This window comes from Nocardia coffeae (assembly GCF_019890715.1).
GTDB lineage: Bacteria > Actinomycetota > Actinomycetes > Mycobacteriales > Mycobacteriaceae > Nocardia > Nocardia jiangxiensis.
Map to the genome: position 1 here is coordinate 270,364 of NZ_JAINZY010000013.1, position 18,023 is coordinate 288,386.

Annotated in this window: 14 protein-coding genes; 5 read left to right on the top strand and 9 right to left on the bottom strand. The window is 63.2% G+C overall.

Going from position 1 to position 18,023, the window contains the following annotated elements:
• Positions 1-114: 114 nt before the first annotated feature.
• From leuD to K7711_RS36435, 7 genes are read right to left on the bottom strand one after another with little or no spacing between them, the layout of a single operon-like run.
• Positions 115-702, bottom strand: a complete 588-nt coding sequence (gene leuD, locus K7711_RS36405) for a 3-isopropylmalate dehydratase small subunit (protein ID WP_222975508.1) — start codon at positions 700-702, stop codon at positions 115-117.
• A gap of 40 nt (positions 703-742) precedes the next feature.
• On the bottom strand, positions 743-1,606 hold the full coding sequence (locus tag K7711_RS36410) for a dioxygenase family protein (protein WP_222975510.1): 864 nt from the start codon (positions 1,604-1,606) through the stop codon (positions 743-745).
• Positions 1,606-2,484: a citryl-CoA lyase gene (locus tag K7711_RS36415; protein ID WP_222975512.1), complete on the bottom strand. Its 879-nt coding sequence runs from the start codon at positions 2,482-2,484 to the stop codon at positions 1,606-1,608. Before K7711_RS36415 ends, K7711_RS36410 begins: the two co-directional genes overlap by 1 nt.
• A complete protein-coding gene (locus K7711_RS36420) occupies positions 2,481-3,674 on the bottom strand; it encodes a CaiB/BaiF CoA transferase family protein (RefSeq protein ID WP_222975514.1) in 1,194 nt (397 codons plus the stop codon). The genes K7711_RS36415 and K7711_RS36420 overlap by 4 nt, the downstream gene beginning before the upstream one ends.
• Positions 3,675-3,721: 47 nt before the next feature.
• Positions 3,722-5,086 carry an amidohydrolase family protein gene (locus K7711_RS36425; protein ID WP_222975516.1) on the bottom strand — a complete coding sequence of 455 codons (1,365 nt, stop codon included), beginning with the start codon at positions 5,084-5,086 and terminating at the stop codon, positions 3,722-3,724.
• Entirely contained in the window at positions 5,083-6,207 is a 1,125-nt protein-coding gene (locus K7711_RS36430; RefSeq protein WP_222975518.1) for an alpha/beta hydrolase family protein, read from the bottom strand. Before K7711_RS36430 ends, K7711_RS36425 begins: the two co-directional genes overlap by 4 nt.
• Positions 6,208-6,209: 2 nt before the next feature.
• Positions 6,210-7,805, bottom strand: coding sequence for a bifunctional 3-(3-hydroxy-phenyl)propionate/3-hydroxycinnamic acid hydroxylase (locus tag K7711_RS36435; RefSeq protein ID WP_222975520.1), 1,596 nt, complete (start codon positions 7,803-7,805; stop codon positions 6,210-6,212).
• Positions 7,806-8,192: 387 nt separating this feature from the next.
• Here K7711_RS36435 and K7711_RS36440 point away from each other — a divergent pair, with 387 nt between their 5' ends.
• Entirely contained in the window at positions 8,193-9,008 is an 816-nt protein-coding gene (locus K7711_RS36440) for an IclR family transcriptional regulator domain-containing protein (RefSeq protein ID WP_222975522.1), read from the top strand.
• Between the two features lie 1,504 nt (positions 9,009-10,512).
• Positions 10,513-11,814, top strand: coding sequence for a DUF6884 domain-containing protein (locus tag K7711_RS36445; protein WP_235748305.1), 1,302 nt, complete (start codon positions 10,513-10,515; stop codon positions 11,812-11,814).
• A 631-nt stretch (positions 11,815-12,445) separates the two neighbouring features.
• Here K7711_RS36445 and K7711_RS36450 read toward each other — a convergent pair.
• On the bottom strand, positions 12,446-13,972 hold the full coding sequence (locus K7711_RS36450) for an ATP-dependent nuclease (protein ID WP_222975524.1): 1,527 nt from the start codon (positions 13,970-13,972) through the stop codon (positions 12,446-12,448).
• 849 nt (positions 13,973-14,821) lie between these two features.
• Between K7711_RS36450 and K7711_RS36455 the strand changes: the two genes are divergently transcribed.
• The 3 genes from K7711_RS36455 (at position 14,822) to K7711_RS36465 (ending at position 16,931) form a co-directional block, all read left to right on the top strand.
• Positions 14,822-15,850 (top strand): hypothetical protein, encoded by a 1,029-nt coding sequence (locus tag K7711_RS36455; protein ID WP_222975526.1) that lies wholly within the window; start codon positions 14,822-14,824, stop codon positions 15,848-15,850.
• Positions 15,851-16,237: 387 nt separating this feature from the next.
• On the top strand, positions 16,238-16,423 hold the full coding sequence (locus K7711_RS36460) for a hypothetical protein (protein WP_222975528.1): 186 nt from the start codon (positions 16,238-16,240) through the stop codon (positions 16,421-16,423).
• 364 nt (positions 16,424-16,787) lie between these two features.
• The gene (locus tag K7711_RS36465; RefSeq protein ID WP_222975530.1) at positions 16,788-16,931 is read left to right on the top strand and encodes a hypothetical protein; all 144 of its coding nucleotides are present in this window, start codon (positions 16,788-16,790) and stop codon (positions 16,929-16,931) included.
• 3 nt (positions 16,932-16,934) lie between these two features.
• Here K7711_RS36465 and K7711_RS36470 read toward each other — a convergent pair whose 3' ends face one another.
• Complete coding sequence (locus tag K7711_RS36470; RefSeq protein WP_222975532.1) at positions 16,935-17,180, bottom strand: hypothetical protein; 246 nt, start codon at positions 17,178-17,180, stop codon at positions 16,935-16,937.
• Between the last annotated feature and the right edge of the window lie 843 nt (positions 17,181-18,023).

The following is an 18,023-nucleotide window of genomic DNA, read 5'->3' on the forward strand; positions in this document are numbered from 1 at the left end:
CGTTGCCGGCGATGCTGGCAGCTCCCGGCACGATGCCAGGCCATTCGAGGTGAAGTTCGACGGCATCCGAGCCTGCGGTGCTCGGTGTGTTTGTTGGCTTGGGCGTTAGGAGCGTCATGTGGTTCGGGGTTTCCATCGTGGACGATTCCGCTCGAACTCGGTGATGGCATCGGCGTGCCTGAGGGTGAGGTCGATTTCGTCGAGTCCCTGCAGCAGGAGCCATTTGGTGTGGTCGTCGATGTCGAAGGCGTGAATGTTGTTGCCTGCGGTGACTTTCTGGGTGACCAGGTCGATGGTGATCGGTATCCCCGGCGCTTTGTCGATGCTCTTCCACAGTGCCTCGATGTCGGCGGTAGCCAGCTGCCCGCACAGTAAGCCGGTCTTGCCGGCGTTGGTGCGGAAGATGTCGGCGAACCGGGACGAGAGGACGGCCCGGAATCCGTAGTCGAGCAGCGCCCAGACTGCGTGTTCGCGCGAAGATCCGATGCCGAAGTCGGGACCGGCGACGAGGATGCGGCCTCGATCGAATGGGGTGTGGTTGAGGATGAATCCGGGGTCCTTGCGCCATTCGGCGAACAACGCGTCCTCATAGCCGGTGCGAGTCGTGCGTTTCATGAACTCCGACGGAAGGATCTGATCGGTGTCGACGTTGCTGCGGCGCAGCGGGACCGCGATTCCGGTGCAGCGGAGGAACGGTTGCATGATTTCTTTCGGTGGAGATGCGGCCGTTGGTGATACGGCCTCAGTTCTTCGGCTGTAGCGCGAAGTCGTAACGCGCGACCAGGAATGGCGTGTCCATCACGCGCCCGTCGGGGCTCGGTCCGGCTGGATGTTCGACGAATCTGACGATCAGGGGGTCTTTGACGCCGAAGACGACGTCGGTGTCGAGGTAGTCGGCGCCGTCCTGAAACAGGTGGGTGATCAGTTTCTCGTAGCCCGGTTCGTCGAACATGAAGTGGACATGAGCGGGACGGTATTCACTGATGTCGGTACGGCTCATCAGTTCGCCGACGGGGCCGTCCATGGGGATGGTGTAGCCGAGGGGCGCGATGGTGCGCACGCAGTAGGTGCCGTCGGTGCGGGTCTGGTACTTGGCGCGTAGGCGGGCCTCGTCGATCTCGGGCATTTGTGCTTCGTAGGTGCCGTCGGCGTCGGCCTGCCAGACATCGAGGATCGCTCCGGGGATCGGATGGCCCGCGGTATCGCTGACCGTTCCGGTGAGAAACAGGGGCGTGCCGGGTAGGCCGTCGGACATGTCGTAGCCGTAGGGCGCGGCGGGTGAGTCGTCGATGTGGAAGGGGCCCAGCACGGTGGCCGGGGTTGCCTTGCCGTCGAAGCGATTGTTGAGCTGGACGACGAGCATGCTGAGTCCGACGACATCGGAGGCGAGGATGAATTCCTGGCGCTTGTCGTCGGAGATTTGCCCGACCCGGGTCAGCCATTCGATGGCGGCCATCCATTCGGCCTCGGTGAGTTCGACCTCGCGGGCGTATTCGTGGATGTGCCGGACCAGGGTGGTCATCAGATGCGCCAGGCGCGGTGAGTGCGCGGTGGACCAGCGTTCGATGGCTAGATCGGTGATGTTGTCCTCGGTGACGAATGCCATCACAGGCTCCTTGCAGAGGTGGCGGTGGAAGAACCGGCGGTGGACTGGTGCGGCGGGTTGGTGTCCTGGGCGTCGGGTGCCTGGTAGTAGGCGCTGCGGTCGACGCTGAGATAGATGTCGTTGGCGATCGGGTTGCGGCGTTCCTCGGCGATCTGGCCGAGCAGACCAGCGCAACGGGCCAGCAGGGCGAATCCGCGCAGCAGGTCGACGTCCAGGCCGAGGTCGGCCAGGGCGGCTCCGCAGACTCCGGCGCCGTTGAGCGGCAGCCAGCGGCCCAGCGCGGTTTCGCTCATCCGGCCGATGGCGGCGAACAGCTGCAGGTGCGGGCCCAGCAGGTCTTCCTCTTCGGCAATGCGCATCAGGGCGGGCGTGCGGGGGTCGCCGTCCTTGTGGTTGGGGTGCCCGAGGCCGGGGACGTAGCTGCCGCGCTGTTTTTGCTGCTTGATCGCGGCGAGGGCGAGCTGATCCCAGCCTTCGTCGTTGTCGGGCAAGGCGGAGCCGTCGGCGGTGTGGGCGGCGAGGATCTCGTGCAGGAACTGCCCGCAGTCCTCGGTGACGCCGAGGAACCGGGAGCCGCCGCCGAGAAGACCTGCTGCGAGCGCGCCCTGCAGCGAGTCCGGAGCGCTGAGGTAGGTCAGCCGGGCAGCGATCGCGGTCGGGGTGAAGCCGTGGTCGGCCAGAGCAACCAGTACCGACTCGAACACCCGAAGCTCACCGGGGGTGGGTCGGCGGGTGGTGACCAGCCAGAACGCCAGCTCTCCGAAGCCGACCTGGCCCATGAGGTCGCTGGCGAGGTCGTGGCCGAGAAGTTTGATCTCGGTGCGGGTGGACGTGCCCAGAGCGGTGGGGTATCGGTTCGGGGGGTGCTCGGTGCTCATTGTTCCTCCGAGGTGGTCGCGGTGGCCGAGAGCCAGGCACGGATCTCGTCGCTGTGTTCGCCGAGGGCCGGTGGTGGCAGTTCGTAGCGGGGAGTGAGGGTGGAGAACGTGATCGGGTTGCGGACACCTGGGATCGCGTGTCCTTCGGGGCCGACCTGCACCACCGGGTCCAACCCGAGCTCGCGGGCATACTCCACGCCCTGGGCGATCGTGTTGATCGGTCCGTTGGGGACACCGACGGCGTTGAGCCGTTCGAACCAGTGCTGAGCTGGTTGTGTCCGGAGCCGTTCGATCAGCAGCGGCCGCAGTTGTTCGCGGTTGGCGGTGCGGTCGGCGTTGCTTGCGAAGCGGGGATCGTCGGCGACTTCGGCGATACCGAGGACTTCAACCAGTCGGCGGAACTGTGCGTCGTTGCCGGCGGTGACGATCAGGTCCTTGTCGGCGGTGGGCAGCGGTTCGTAGGGGAACAAGCTCGGGTGGGCGTTGCCCATCCGGTGCGGTGTCACCCCACCGGCGACGTAGGCCGAGGTCTGGTTGACCAGGCCGCTCATCGCCGAGGACATCAGGTTGGTTTCGATGTGCTGTCCTTCGCCGGTGGCGTCGCGGTGGCGCAATGCGGCGAGGATGCCGATGGTCGAGTGCAGCCCGGCCATGACATCGAACACGCTGATCCCTGCTCGATACGGGGAGCCATCGGGATCACCGGTCAGGCTCATCAGCCCCGACATCGCCTGCACGATCAGGTCATAACCCGGAAGGGAAGCTCCTTCCGCTGTGCCGAAGCCGCTGATCGAGCAGTAGATGACGGCCTCGTTGCGTTCTCTGACCGATTCGTAGTCCAGGCCGAAGCGCGTGAGGCCACCGGGCTTGAAGTTCTCCACGACGATGTCGGCGCGGGTCGTCAGGGCGTGGACGACGGTGAGATCGTCCGGATCTTTGAAGTCGAGCACGACCGAGCGTTTGTTGCGGTTGATGGCCGAGTAATAGGTCGAGACGCCGTCCGGGCGGACCGGTGGCATCCAGGAGCGGGTGTCGTCGCCGCCCGGTCCTTCGACTTTGATCACCTCGGCGCCCATGTCGGCGAGCAGCATCGTGGCGTAGGGGCCGGCCAGCACGCGGGACAGATCGGCGATGACGATGCCGTCGAGGGGGCGGGCGGGTCGCGGTTGGCCGGTCGGATCGGAAGTCACTGCGGTTTCCTTTCGCTGGACCCGGTCGGGGGTCCGTGGTGGTGTGGTCAGCCGTCGACGAGGTCGACGCTGAACAGCCGGTCGCGTGAGGCTTCGGCGCGGTGTCGGATGTCGGTGAGGTCGAGGCCGACGAGCCGGCCTTGGTATTTGCGGACCTGTCCGGCGACCAGGACGGTGTCGATGTTTCCGGGATGACCGGCACCGACGATGCTGGCGGCGATGTCGTTGGCGGGCAGCAGGTTGGCGTCGTCGAGGCGCAGGAGGATCAGGTCGGCGGCTTTGCCGGGGGTGATGCTGCCGGTCTTGTGGTCCAGGCCCGAGGCGCGGGCGCCTTCGATGGTGGCCATGGCGAGCAGGTCGGCGGGGGTGAAGGCGGGCAGGGACTCATAGCCTGCGGGGTCGATACTGACTCCCACGTTCTGAGCCGACAGCGCCGCGCGCATCACGTTGAACATGTCGCCGGCCACCGAGGCTTCGGTGTCCACGCTCAGGCTGGGGCGGATTCCGTGGGCCAGCAGCCGGCCGGTGGCGGGCGCGCCGAGGCCGGGCAGGACCGCCTCCACCGCGGCCGAGACCGAGGCGTGGCCACCGGAGTCGGCGAGCATCTTCAGTTCTTCGTCGTCGCTGGTGCAGCAGTGGATGAACAGCAGGTCTTCCCCGAGCAGGCCGGCTTCGCCGAGGCTGCCGATGCCACGGTATTGCGGACCCCAGGGGCCGTTGCCGACGTGCATGCTCGAGCGGATGCCGAGCTCGCGGGCCATCGCGATGTCTTGTGCGGTGACTTCCAGGGTGGACAGCTCCGGGCCGCGCAGCATGGCCTGCAGGGTGACCAGGGCGTCGTCGTCGCTGAGTACCTGCGAGCGCACCCGGCGGATGTCGTCGGGGTGGGTGGCTTCGCCGCGCAGCATCCACTTGTCGGAGTCGATCGAGGGCCAGCCGTAGGCGAAGGCCGCGCGGATCCCGGACTCACGCAGCGCGGCGATCGCGGCGTCGGTGTGGTCGGGGCTGTTCTGGATGTGGGATTCGTCGCGCAGGGTGGTGATGCCGGCGTCGATGGCGCCGATGGCGCCGACGAGGTTGCCGATATAGACGTCGTCGGGGGTGAACTGCGGTCCCCAGGTGAGCTGGATGTGCTGACGGTATTTCGGGAAGTCCCATCCGGTGCCGACCTGGCGGATCGCGCCCTGCCAGGTGTGGCGGTGAGTGTCGACGAATCCGGGTAGCACGGCCCGGTCGGCGCCGTCGATGACGGCGGCGCCGGCGTCGTCGATGCCGGTACCGACCTCGGCGATGACACCGTCATCGATGAGAACATCGCCGACCAACTCCCCCAGAGCCGGATCCTGGGTGAGCAGGTGTGCACCGCGAATCAGGATGCGGCCCTGCGGGATGTCGGGCGTGGCTGTGGTCACCTGGGGTCTCCTTGGTCGTCGCTGAGCCGGTCGGCGAACCAGTCGGCGATGCGGGTGTGCTTGTCGTGGGAGTGGTTGTAGATGCAGTGGTCGCCGTCGGGGAACTCGCTGAAGGTCTTGTCCTGTGCGGCGGCACCGTCGTAGAGGGCGCGGGCGTTCTCGATCAGGAACACGCGGTCCGGCGTGCCGTGCATGACGTGCAGCGGGCACCGCAGCGAGGCGAGCGTCGAATCGGTGAGCACGAAGGTTTCCATCACCTCCCGCGCCTGGTCGGGATCGGAAATCCCCAGCAGCGCTTGCGCTTTGGTGATGAACCGGTGGTATCGGTCGAGGATCTCCGCTGGACGGATCGTGCCGCCGTTCACGCAGCAGGCCGCGATCCTCGAGTCGGTGGCCGCCACGAGAGCGGCGAGGAATCCACCCATGCTGTTGCCCCAGATACCAACCCGGTCGCCCAGCCGGTGGTCGGCGAGCAGGTAGTCGACCATCGCCGAAAACGCCTTGGGCACATCGTGGTCGAGATACAGGCCCTGCAGCACCCGGGTCTCGCCCTGGCCGGGGCCGTCGACGAGCAGCACCGCTACCCCGCGCGCGACCAAATAGGTTGCCCCGACGTGGTACTCCTCGCGCCAGCCGTCGAAACCACCCATCACGATCACCGTCGGGGGCCTGCTCACCCCGTGCGGTCTGAGCAACCACCCGCGCAGCTCAGCACTTCGGTAGGGGATGCCGATGTGCTCGGCGACGGGATCGGTGAGCGCGCCGGCTGCGCCGTAGTACTCGATGAGCTTGCGGTACATGGGCGTTTTGCGGGCGTCGGTGTCCGGCAGCGGCACCTGACCGACCCGGTAGCAGGCGCTGGCGCGCAGGAAATCGGCGCGTGCGGTGAGGGTGTGCCCGGCCGCCAGCGATTCGATGGCCGAATCGGCGATCCGCTCACCGATTCGCGCACCGGCATCCGCCCAGGGAATCCCGGCATCGGCGAGGGCATACAACTCGACGGCGTCGGCGTAGTCCAAGCCGTTGCCGATCAGCCGCTGCAGCGGCATCGCCCGCTTGTGAGCGTCTACTTCAGCCTGCCACGGCGCGGCCGAGGCAGCCGACTGTGCGGTGTCGGTCATATTCACACCGCCGCCGGCTGCGCGTCGGGCTGCGGCACCCGGGCCGGGGCGGGGAAGCGGCCCGCGAACCCGTCGGCCAGCGAGTCCAGCAGCAGCCCCGCCTCACCGGCACTCGACACGCTGCCGAACAACCAGAAGTCGGGGCGCACCAGGACGGTGGACGCGCCGAGTTCGGACAGCCATGAGGTGTAGGTTCCGTCCACGTCGATTACCGGAGCGCCGGATCCGGGCGCACCGACGTGGGCGGTGACGATGCCGATCCGATCGGCGAAATCCCGCTGGATTTCGCTCAGCGAGTCGACGGCCGCGGCGTCCGTGCTCAGTAGCACCCAGCCGGTACCGACGAGATCGTCGAGCAGTCCAATCTGTCCGTCGACTTCGACCAGGCCCTGGTAGCCGACTGTTCCCGCGGTCGGGTCCCCGGGACGGACGAAGGCCTTAGGGCCGGGGATCTGCGGCAACGGCGGTGCCAGCGACGGGTCGGCCAGGGCCGCCTTCATCCCCTGGTCGCGCATTTCGGCGATGGCGGGATCGGTCATCACACAGGGCAACCCGATCTCGCGCGACAGATTCATCCACGCTGTGAAGACCGGCTTCCGGTCGGCGGTGTAGCTGTCGAGAATCTGCGGCGAGGCTTGTCCGCGCAGCACCAGATCCATGCGCCAGGCCAGTGCCGACGCGTCGCGGATGCCGTTGCACATGCCCTCCCCGGCGAACGGCCACAGCACGTGGGCGGCGTCGCCGACAAGGAACACCCGCTTGTCCTGCCAGTGCTCGGCGACAACTTCCCGGAAGCGGTAGACCGGCCGCCGCAGGATCTCCACATCCTCGGGACCCACCCACGGTGACAGCAATTCCCAGACCCGCTCCTCGGTGAAGTCCTCAGGCGTCTCCCCGGGCAGCAACGTCCATTCCCAGCGGTGATGCCGAGCACCGAGCTGGAACAGGCAGCCGGGGCGCGCGGGATCGGCGAACTGACCGTTGTCGAACTCGAAGTGCAGCTTGCGCTTCTCCCTGCAGTCGACCACGAGCTGTTCGTAGTCGCAGTTGCCGACCCAGCTCTCGATGCCGAGGGCTTCACGGATGGTGCTGTTGGCGCCGTCGGCGGCCACCAGATACCGCGCATGAACCTGGCTGCGTTCCCCGGTCTTGCGGTGCTCGAGGGTCACGGTGACGCCCTCGTCATCCTGTTCGAATGACACGGCCTTCGTCGCCATCGTGACATCGACGTTGCCGGTCTCGGTCGCGGCGCGGTTCATCGCGAGCTCGAGATAGTTCTGATAGAAGATCCAGTGCCCGCGGTGACCATGGGGTCCGACCTGGCTCCAGTCCAAACGCAACAGCAACTCCCCGTCGAAAGCCTTGGTGCGCATGTCGTACATCTCCCAGGCCACCGCGTCGGACTTGAACTCCGCATCGATGCCGATCTTCTGCAGCGTGCGGACGATCTCGTCGTCCATGTGGCCCGCGCGGGACAGGCCGTAGAGGGTTTCATGGGCTTCGAATGCGGCGACCGAGTGCCCTGCCTGGCCGAGCTGGATGCTCATCATCTGCCCGACAGGTCCGAAACCGATGACGACGACGTCGTAGGTTTTCAACGCTGGTGGTCCTTTCGAGAGGCCGTGCCGTCCGACCTCGAGGCCGGAGATTGGAAAGTGCGACGTGCAGGCACCGAAGCGATCCGCAGTGTTCGGTCGATCGATGACGGTCTACGCGCTGTGCGCGTGCTCACCGTCGGGTGCCGCACGTTTCTGTTGTGCTTCACGAACGCGCTGCTGCAGATAGTAAGTGCAGCTCAAACGAATTGTGTCCGCCTGGCGGACAGTCGTCCGTTCGTGTAGGGTTAACAATGCCTCGATCGGATCGCTGTGTCAAGCGTCATACGAGAGGCGCACTGTGAGAGCAGGCATCGGCGCCTCGCTGCCGGAGATGTCGGGCTCGAGCTACAACTTGAAAGTCGACCGCCACATCTGGAAGGGGCTGCAATGGCCGAACGTGGGCAAGGACCCGATTTCATCGAAGCCCTGGCCAGAGGTCTGCACGTGCTGAAAATCTTCTCCCCCAGCCGGCCGGTGATGTCGCTGAGCGAAGTCGCCAAGGAAACCGACCTGGCCCGGCCCACCGCCCGGCGCATCCTGCTCACCCTCGAAGAACTCGGCTACGTACGCTCCTCACTCAACGGCTACACCCTCACCCCGCGGGTTCTCGAACTCGGGATGGCCTACATCGGTGCGCTGAACCTGTGGGACATTGCACGACCCCACATGGAAGAACTCGTCTCCCATACCGGCGAGTCCTCGTCGATGACTCAGCTCGACGGCTCCGACATCGTCTACGTCGCACGCGTCGCCGTCCCGAAACTGATCGCCCTACGCGTCGACATAGGGACCCGATTCCCCGCAACGGTCACCTCACAGGGACGGGTCCTGCTCGCCGCGCTCGACCCCGAAACCGTCCACACTGTCCTGGCTGAACCCAGCCGATCGGGTTTGCAGACCACTGACTACAGCCCTGCCCAAATCGACGAAATCCTCACCGAAACAAGAGAACGCGGCTGGGCCCTCGCCGACCAAGATCTAGCCCCAGGGGTCCGATCGATCGCCACCCCGGTGCGCGACGGACGCGGAGTGGTCCGCGCCGCGATGAACGTCACCGTGCACGCCGCCGAGACCTCCATCGAAACCCTCACCGAGCAGTACCTACCCCTGCTGCTTCAGGCCACCGCGGCGACCACCAGCGACTGGACCGCATGGCAGAACCGACCTATCCGACAACTGACACACCCGAAGAACCCACACTGAACCTGACAGAAATGGTTCCGATCACGCGCTGTCAGCTCGACCAGATAGCGCCGGCGTACGCCGGATCCCATACCGCGCCGCGCCCGGCCGGCGAGTTGCGGCCACACGCTACGCCCATCCTCCTCGGCCCTGCCACTAATCCCCAGTCGCCTGCCAGGCTGGCGGCGACATCCCGGGCCTGGCCGATGTCTGCCCGTCGGCCAGGCCGCTGGCAGGCGACACAGTAGACGACCCCCCGACACGATCGGGGTCGGGGTTTGTTGGTTGCCTACCGTTTCCGTGATCGCCGTTGCCGATGGTGCTGGCGGCGCCGGTGATGGGCAGTGCCAGGGCCGGTGTTGCACCATCGCGGCGACGCTGTCGTCGCCGGGGGTGTAGGCGATGCCTGCAGGATGGCGAGAAGGCGCCGCGGCCGTGTTGGCCGATGACGGCAGTGATGCTGGCGGTGGTCGGTATGGCGGCTGGCTGCCGGATAGTGATGTGCTGGTTCACGGTGAGCCAGCGGCAGGGGACGACCTTGACCCCTTACGGAAATAGAACTCACCAAAAAGTGCTTGACCTGCAGAGAATATCGCTCGCGTTCCCGGTGAGAGATTCGGCTAGAACCGTATACATGCAGGTCAGAGCATAAATCCGAACATATGGTGGACCTTGGGGGAGCTTACTATAACCCGAAACCGCAGGTAGAAGCCCTGGAAGCTGTTCGTCGAAGGCTTCCGGACCCCACCACGCCAGCCACACCGTCCGCCGCCCGACCCAGGCCCGCCCGGGCCCGCCGACTTGGCACCGATCAGGTCCGGGAACTAATCGCCGGGTATGAGAGCGGAGAGACGGTGTACCAGTTGGGTGCCCGGTTCGGTATCGAGCGGCGGACGGTTAGTGCGATCCTGCACCGGCATGGTGTGCCGATGCGCCGCCGGGGGCTGGCCCCGGAACAAATCGATGACGCCATCCATCTGTACAACCTCGGGTGGTCCCTGGCCCGTGTCGGTCGACACTTGGGTGTCGACCCCACCACCGTGCTGGCCAAATTTCGCCAACGCGGTATCCCTACACGCGACGCCCACGGACGACCACGCGCGTAATGCGGCATCGACATAGGTGCGCAGATGCCGCAGGATCGTGCCCTCGGCGGGACGCGCAAAGCATGGGCAACCGGAAAACGCCTGGTCATCGTGGGTGCGTATCCGATTTGACGCTTCGGCGGATGGGCCATGGTGCAACTCTTGGGCGCAGCCCGGAGTTACTGAACCTGTGTAGATCGTTCGAACGGCTGTGCGGGCGTGCGTTGGCGATTCGGCCGACGTTCAGCTGCCGAACTGGCAGCTGGACGGTGAGCGTGTAGTCGATGACATGTCCGGTGATCGTCGCATTTCTGCACGTCCTGCGCGGATGGACCAGGACGCGTTCCGGTGGTTGGCCAGCCGGGGCCGATCGAGCGGTTGTTGTAGGTGTAGGGGGTCTGTGTCGGGTCCGCGCGGTATCAATAGCTGTGCGTTTTACGTTGGACGGCGAGCAGTTCGAGTTGAGTCCCGATGTTGTTCGGGCCGGGCTCGAGGGCAGCGTTCCCGAGAACATCCGGGACTATTGGGTTGAGATCGATGGCACCAGGTGGCCTGTCAAGCAAGTGATTTCGCTTGCGACCCGAGTCGCGGACCGACAGCGCTCTCAGTCCGAATCCGCGCGGCGATGGCTCCGGAAGCTTGGTTTCACGATCGGACGCGACGGGGCCAGCTCCACTCCGCGGACCATACAAGCCGTCGATAGGAAGGTGACCGTTCGGGGCGAGCGGCGCCCGCCAAAAGCTGACGCCGTGCTGGTGAGTTGCGTCAAAGTCAAGCGTGAGCATGGCGCCGCAGCCAAGGATCTCTACATCTCCGACTACTTCTCGAGGATGCGGCACTACGCCGAAGCATCGGGCTTGCCATGGTTCATTCTCTCGGCCGAACACGGACTCCTGCGGCCCGACGACTGGGTGGAGCCATACGAGCGGTATCTGCCCCGCACGTCACGTGAGTACCGCTGTGCCTGGGGGCAACGGGTCGCGGAGCAGCTCGAAACGGAGTTGGGCCCGCTGGCCGGTCTCACCTTCGAGGTCCACGCCGGGGCGGAGTACATCCAATCAATCGAGCCGTACCTGCATGCCGCCGGCGCCCAAGTGGTCGATGAGCTGCATGGGCTCCCAATAGGACTTCGCCTGTCGTGGTACAAGCAGCGGACGTCGGGCGACGTCGACGACGCGCCCGCAGTGGTTGGGCGACTACGCGATACAAGCTTGGCGAAGTCGCTAGACGACGTCATGGCGTCGGGCGGTGTCGGCCTGCGCACGCCAGGAATGTACAGCTGGTGGGTCGACGACGCGGGGGCCGCAGACCTCACCACGGGGCTCGGACACACGATCGCCCCGGGACTCATCTATGCCGGACTCGCTGGCGCGACCCGCAGAGGCGGTGCGTCGTCCTCGAACACGCTGTGGGGCCGTATCGCGACCATGCACCTCGGTAAGAAGAACGAGTTCTCCACGTTGCGTCGCAGCCTCGGTTCGATACTTGCCCACACGAATGGCCAGTCGATGATCGACGAAGCGCAACTCACGCTCTGGATGCGCGCGCACCTCCGGGTCATCCTGATTCCTGTGGCGAACGCCGACACGCTGGATGGCCTCGAGACCGAAATACTCGCAGAACTGGATCCCCCGTTGAACATCGCCAAGGTCGCTCGCACTCCGCTTCGGCAGCGGCTCTCCGCGCTCCGGAAGCAGTACGCGGTCTCGCCGACTACCACGTCGAAGGAGGGGGCGATGTGAGCGAGGTCGTGACCCGTGACGTCACTGTGCATCATGGGGTGATGGCAGCTGGTCATCGGAGGAGTCCGGGGCAGCTCGGTGGAGGGAGTCGCGGTGAGAAACCAGTACAAGGCAACGTGCGCAAAGTGTGGAACCGAGCTCGCAGAAGGTGAGGGCATAGTCCACACCCGTAGTCGGCGCTGGCCGTACCCGGTCCTGTGCGATGGCTGCATGACTGAGGTTAACGAGATCGAGAGGGACGCCGCCGAATCGGAGCGTGACTACGACTGAATCCGACACCTACACTCCGATCTTGTGCCGCAGCGGCGGAACGGTTTTCAAGGTCGTAGCTCTCGAAGTTGGGCGAATCGGGCTGTTGTTGGCAAGCGCGAAAGACGCGAGATGAACAGGCATTTCATATGCTGACGGCGTTGGCGAGATTGGTGGTGTCAGACACTGCTGCGCCAGTTGCGGGCGCAGAACCTTCTGCGCTACCAAAGGAGACATGCCGACCGAAGGTTGCTGAGCTGGTCTGGATGCGGCCTGCCGGTGCGTCGCTCTTCCGGGTGCTCGCTGTCAACACGTGCTATCGCAGAAACGGTGGGGATCCCCTCTGTGTCTTCGACGAGCCGTAGTAACACGACGGCGCACTTTATTCCATAATTTCCCGAATGGCGGCGATCAGCTCCTCCGCTTGGTCCGCAGTGTCGGAGAATTCAAGCCACAATCGAATTAATGTTTGAACGATCACTGCCTCAGATCTACCAAGCGTTGAAGCCATCCGCGGAAACCAGTACTGATGATCAAGGCTGGAACATATGCTTAACGCAGCGTAAATGTCGGCAGTTGACCGATCTATGGAATGAGCAAACCTTTCAATGCTCTTTGTTGCTATTGCTGCCAGCTCTTGTTCAGGAGACATTGAACCAGGCAGAAAGTAGATGTTTGATAGGCCTTTCGTCTTCGCTCGATCGTTTCGAAAATCACCGTCGAGAACCCCAATGCAATGCATCCGTTGCGATCTCCTCATGATCCTGGCGCCCGCAACAACCTCGGCTTCGCCTCCGGTTGATACGATGTCTACCTCCCTTGGGAGAGAGGGATCGAGCTCTGCGCATAGGCATTGTAGAACTGTGGCAGCAAACTTGTCCTCCACAAGAATTATAGCCTTTACGAAGAAGTCAATGCCTAGCGAGTCTTTCACCTGAGCGTAAGAACTCGGTTCCACAACCATTATTCCACTTGGGCTGGGTACGCACACTCTCACATGGTTTAGCGGGAATGAAGAAAGCACCTTCGGCGAATGTGTAGCTACAATCAACTGACTATTCAGCTCCAGCGAACACCTCACAAGCTCGTCAATGAGTGGACGGTGGCCAGGCATGGCAAGAAATGTTTCGGGCTCATCAATGAGGCGTGGTTCAGCTAGCTCCGCTAGGCTGTATGCAGCGCACTGCAGTCGATCCCAGCCAATCAAATAGTGCACCCAGGACTCACCCAAGCTCATTTGAGCAGAGTCAATTGTTGACCCACCCCGGGCTACGAAATAGGGGTCGAATATTTTGTTATGGGGCTCTTCAGTGCCGTCTGGTATTCCGTAAGCGGAGACCTCCGCATATTCTTTGCCCAATATATTTTTTATTGCAGCCAACTCCGCTCTTCGGTAATGATATTCAGGAACAGGGCTGCGCCATTTGAAGTCCCTATTTCTAAACCCTGTATCGTAGCTCTGAAACACCATCGAGAGACGCGTGAGCATATCTGGAACAGTTCCTGCACGGGGTGCGGCCGACGTACCGATTGCATCCTTCCAAATCTTCTCTCTTTCGTTGCCGTCGGATGCCAGATTAATGCGTCGCGTTATTTCTTTGCCGCACCATTTGATAGTTATTTCGAAGATCCCTAGAATTTCTATCTCTGCATATCGTCCATGTTCGAAAAATGGTGGCGTCGATCCAAAATTCGAACCGTGACCGAAAGCGGTTTCAAGGGCTCTGAGAAATAGAGTCTTTCCCGATCCATGCGCTCCTACAATTGCGTTTATGCGGTCGAGGGTTATCTCCTGAGTGGCCAGAATGTTCGATTCCACAACCTTCACCTGTAGGATCTGAAACTTGGCTGGCAGCTGCGAAATAGCGCGCCAATTGCGAGCCCTCTTGTCGCTGGAATCTTTTGTCACCGCTGGATTATAGACGAATCGGAGTATTTTCTCCACCAATCTATAATTTACGGCCACTCTGGTTTAATGTCATCGTCTGTTGGTGAGGTTCTGGTGACTACGAACTTGCTGATCACGCGCTAAATAAGCTTTATCAGCCGTATCAACGTCGCTGTCTGTACGGACGGTCCGATAGCTGCCGACGGTGTCCACGTATGCGCGCTGTGGTCGCGCCACCAATCCGCGAACGACACGCTCGGCCGATTTCCGATTGCAGGTCCAGGAAGTCGATCTTCTTGTGCTCTGTCATACACCCCCTCACCGAAGGGTCGACGATACCTGTTCCAGGGCAGGATGATCCGCGATTCACGCGGGTGTCCGGAATTGTTCCAGCAGCCGGGCTATGCAGGCACTGTGAACACGGGAACGGGTCTGAAATGCGGTTCTGTCGGGACAGTTGGTGATTGAAGCCGATTACCAGCTGCGAATCGACCGGACCGTCGCTGATCTCTTGATCTGACCCGGCCGCACCGTCACTGGCTGTTCAATCCGACATATGACGGCGCACCGAGGGGGTTGCGCCCGAACGCATGCGCCGGTACCCGGTCCCGGCTGCGGCGTTCGGGGGGAACAACGGTGCACTGTGCCGGGCGGGGTCGTCGCCGAACTGGCCCCACATGTCCTGCACATACCACGGCCCGGGAGCAGGGCTGGGCCGGATCCTGGTCAACAACCTGCACGTGGGACGACACCCGGACTCGCACCTCGATCTGCGAATACTACTGCCCCGCAGCATATTTCGTGCGCTTCAGACGTGAACGGTTGATAATCCGCGTGCGGATCTGCTCGGGATTCGGGCAGAATACCGTCGTGGATCCGGACTCGAGCCCGATGCTGAAACTTGAGCGCGCGAAAGAGCACTTTCATGAGTTCATCGCCGATCTTGATCGTTACCGCAAAAGTGACCCCTGGCAATTCTCCGTCGCCCTCGAGGACCCCCTGCGTCGCGGCACTGGATCCGACCTGGTGTTGCGATTGAAGGCGCACACCCCGATACCGCGCAGACTCGCTGTGGTGGTTGGCGACTTGGTCCACAATCTGCGTTCCGCGCTGGACTGTGCCATCGTCGAGCTCGCGAGCCGCGGCGAAGGACCTGCTGGGCGTCCACCGACTGAGTCCGAGGAACGCGCATTCCAGTTCCCGATAACCGAAGAGAAAGCGGATTTCGAGGATTGGATTGATCACAGGAAACTCCGACTCTTCCTGTCACCGGATGTCGTACGCGCGATAGAGATCGTGCAGCCGTGGTACAAGACGCAGGAGCTCGCTCGCTGGGATGGCCGACCGGATGACACTGCCCTCGTGCGAGGGATCGTGCTGCTGTCGTATCTGCGACGTTTGCAGAAGCTGAACAACACTGACAAGCATCGGCAGATCTCCATGATGCTTCTGGGTCCCGATAGTGTCGGCGGCAGCCCGGACAAACGCGAGTTCCCTCACGGACTTGAAGGAATCGAGTGGCTGGGGGTTCCTCGGCGTGAAATCGTCGAAATCTCTGAGCTGGAACTTCCTGAAGGTTTCGAGTGGCCAGACCCGAACGATGAGGAGGATGAGGAGTACGACTTCTTCTTCAGCGGGGATGAGATAGTCGACGGTGCCGAGATCGGCCGCTACATCTGTGCGGATCCGGCTCGCGCGATGGAACAGATCGATGTCTACGCGACCCTGCGCGTTGTGCTTGTCGAACCGGGCCTGACCGGAGTGTACCGGGGTGCGCCGCCGGTTGAACGAATGCTGGCGGAGCTTATCGACAACATCGCCAACATCTTGAATCTGTTGGATTCCCGAATCGACAACCCGAGTGATGCGACACGGGCGCGGCAGCCAGGAAAGCCGTGAAACCATGACCCATGGGCATGGTTCCCGGATGATGACCGAATCTCAGCAGAACGTGAAAGATGGATCTGGCACGGTTTGCGTGATTGACCTGCCTGGATTGCCAACGGGCGCTTGATGATCGATCATGTCGCGGGTGTTCTGATCTTGGACTGATCGACGTCCCGTTCCCGCACCTGGATGGGTGCAGTTCGACGGCGTGACCGCGAGGCGACCTGGGCGGCAAACCTGGCGACTTCCGCACCACTGCTGATCAGCGTCCGAATAGCTCCGCTAAACAGCATCTTTCCCTGAGCGTTGTTGGGTTGCTTTGCGCGCAACAGCAGCGCGGTGTCTGAGGTCATTAGCGCGCCTGCTCAGCTGATTTGCGGTAGCGACCAACCTCGCACCGTGCTCTCCTGTCAGTGGGCGGAATTCGGCGTCACGCGACTTGAGGATCCACTGTTCACCGGCTGGCTGTGTGGGATCGAGGATGAAGACGGCGTGGGCGAACTTATTGCGCTCGAGGCGAACCGGGGCAGCATCGTCAAGGAGCGCACGCACATCCGCGGCCAGTTCCGAGTCCATCTCCTTTAGTGCGGCAGCGCACCTTTGCCATGCCGCACCAGGGCTACCAGCGACCTCGGACCATCGCTCAGTCCATGGATGTCCATTCGCCCAAGCCCACGCGATCATCCCGATCTCAAGCTCGAGCATGGAGCAGGCATGCAGCGCCTTTGCGAGCCAAACATGGTGGTCTGGCGGTGGAGCGGGCATCGATACAAGCATGACGAGAGGCCTCCTTGTTGCCGAAGGTCAACCTTGCCCGGAGTACTCCTCGCCTGCAAGCGTTTTACTGCCTGCGACTGGCAGTCGGGCTGTCGGCGTTCGGATCTCACGCGCAACGCTGTACTAGTACCTCGCCGAGGCCGATGAGCCTGGCGAGGAACAGGTGCCCGAAATGCTGTCTCGCACAGAGGTGGATCTGGTGGTCACCCGACGCCTCGGGCCGACCCGCGCGCGGGCTACCTGCGTGCGATGCCTGCGCCGCCTCGGCGACATCCGCGTCCCGACACACCAGCTGCCGCTGTTTGGCCAGGACTGAGGGCTACCGCCGATCCGGTGACAGCTCGGCGTGAGTGCGGTGGCGGAGCTTGCGGATCCAGGACACAGCGATCGATATTCCGCTCGCACCGCCGATCGATACCGCGGCCCACCCGGGCCCGGCGAGTGCACCGATGGCGAGCAGGCCGCTGGCCACAAGGACGAGCGGAACTGCGAGTAGCACGAGTAGCTTGGCGATCGAGCCCCAGCTGCAGTGGCAGCTGAAGACCAGGCGCAGCTGACGTTCCACGACCAAACTCCCGCAGCGTGGCATCCGTACCCGCGACACCCACGGACGTCCACGCACGTGAGGCGGGGCCGGATTGACGGACGGGAACGGACGTCGCTGTCGCAGGAGGGGTTCCGTCCTCGGCAGCGGTGGCTTGGCAGGAACTTTCTGGCCGGACTCCGTTAATCGGCAGGGCCGATCATTTCTCGAAGTCCTAGTGCCGGGCTTTACATCAGAATTATCTCCCACGTTGAAGATTCGCGTCCTTCTCGTCAGTTAGATCGAGCACCAGGGCATGCAGCGTAGACGTGTCGACGACGGGCAGAGCCGAAACTGGGATCTCCAAAGTAGAGATCGACCATGCGCGCGCCAGCAATTGTTTGCTCGATCTCCCGCGACCGCATAGTCCCGAACGTGCCAGCGCCCCCGAACTTTCTGAGGTGAGCTCAATGGCCTCGCACCGTTCTTCGGTACCCGCGACGACATCAGCGATCGGGTGAGTATCTCGGCCTGTTGGTTCGAATCGGTGATGGTGTGGGCGATGGTTTCGGCGTGTTCGGTGAGTCGGGCTGCGTGTTCGGGATCGGTCTGGGCCACCACTGCGACGATTCTGCCGAGTACCGCGGCTTGTTGGTACGGGTCGGTGATGGTGTAGGCGATGGTTTCGGCGTGTTCGGTGAGTCGGGTCGCGCGTTTGGAATCGGTCGGGCCACCTCCCGGGCGATTGCAGTGAGCGCATCGCCCCTCTGACGTGGAGTGGAGTAGGAGTGGGCTAGGTCTTCTGCGCGGTCATACTGACCCAAAAGCGCCATCACGATCAGCAACCGGGTCGGAATGTTGTCGTTGCGACTGTGGAGGCGATCG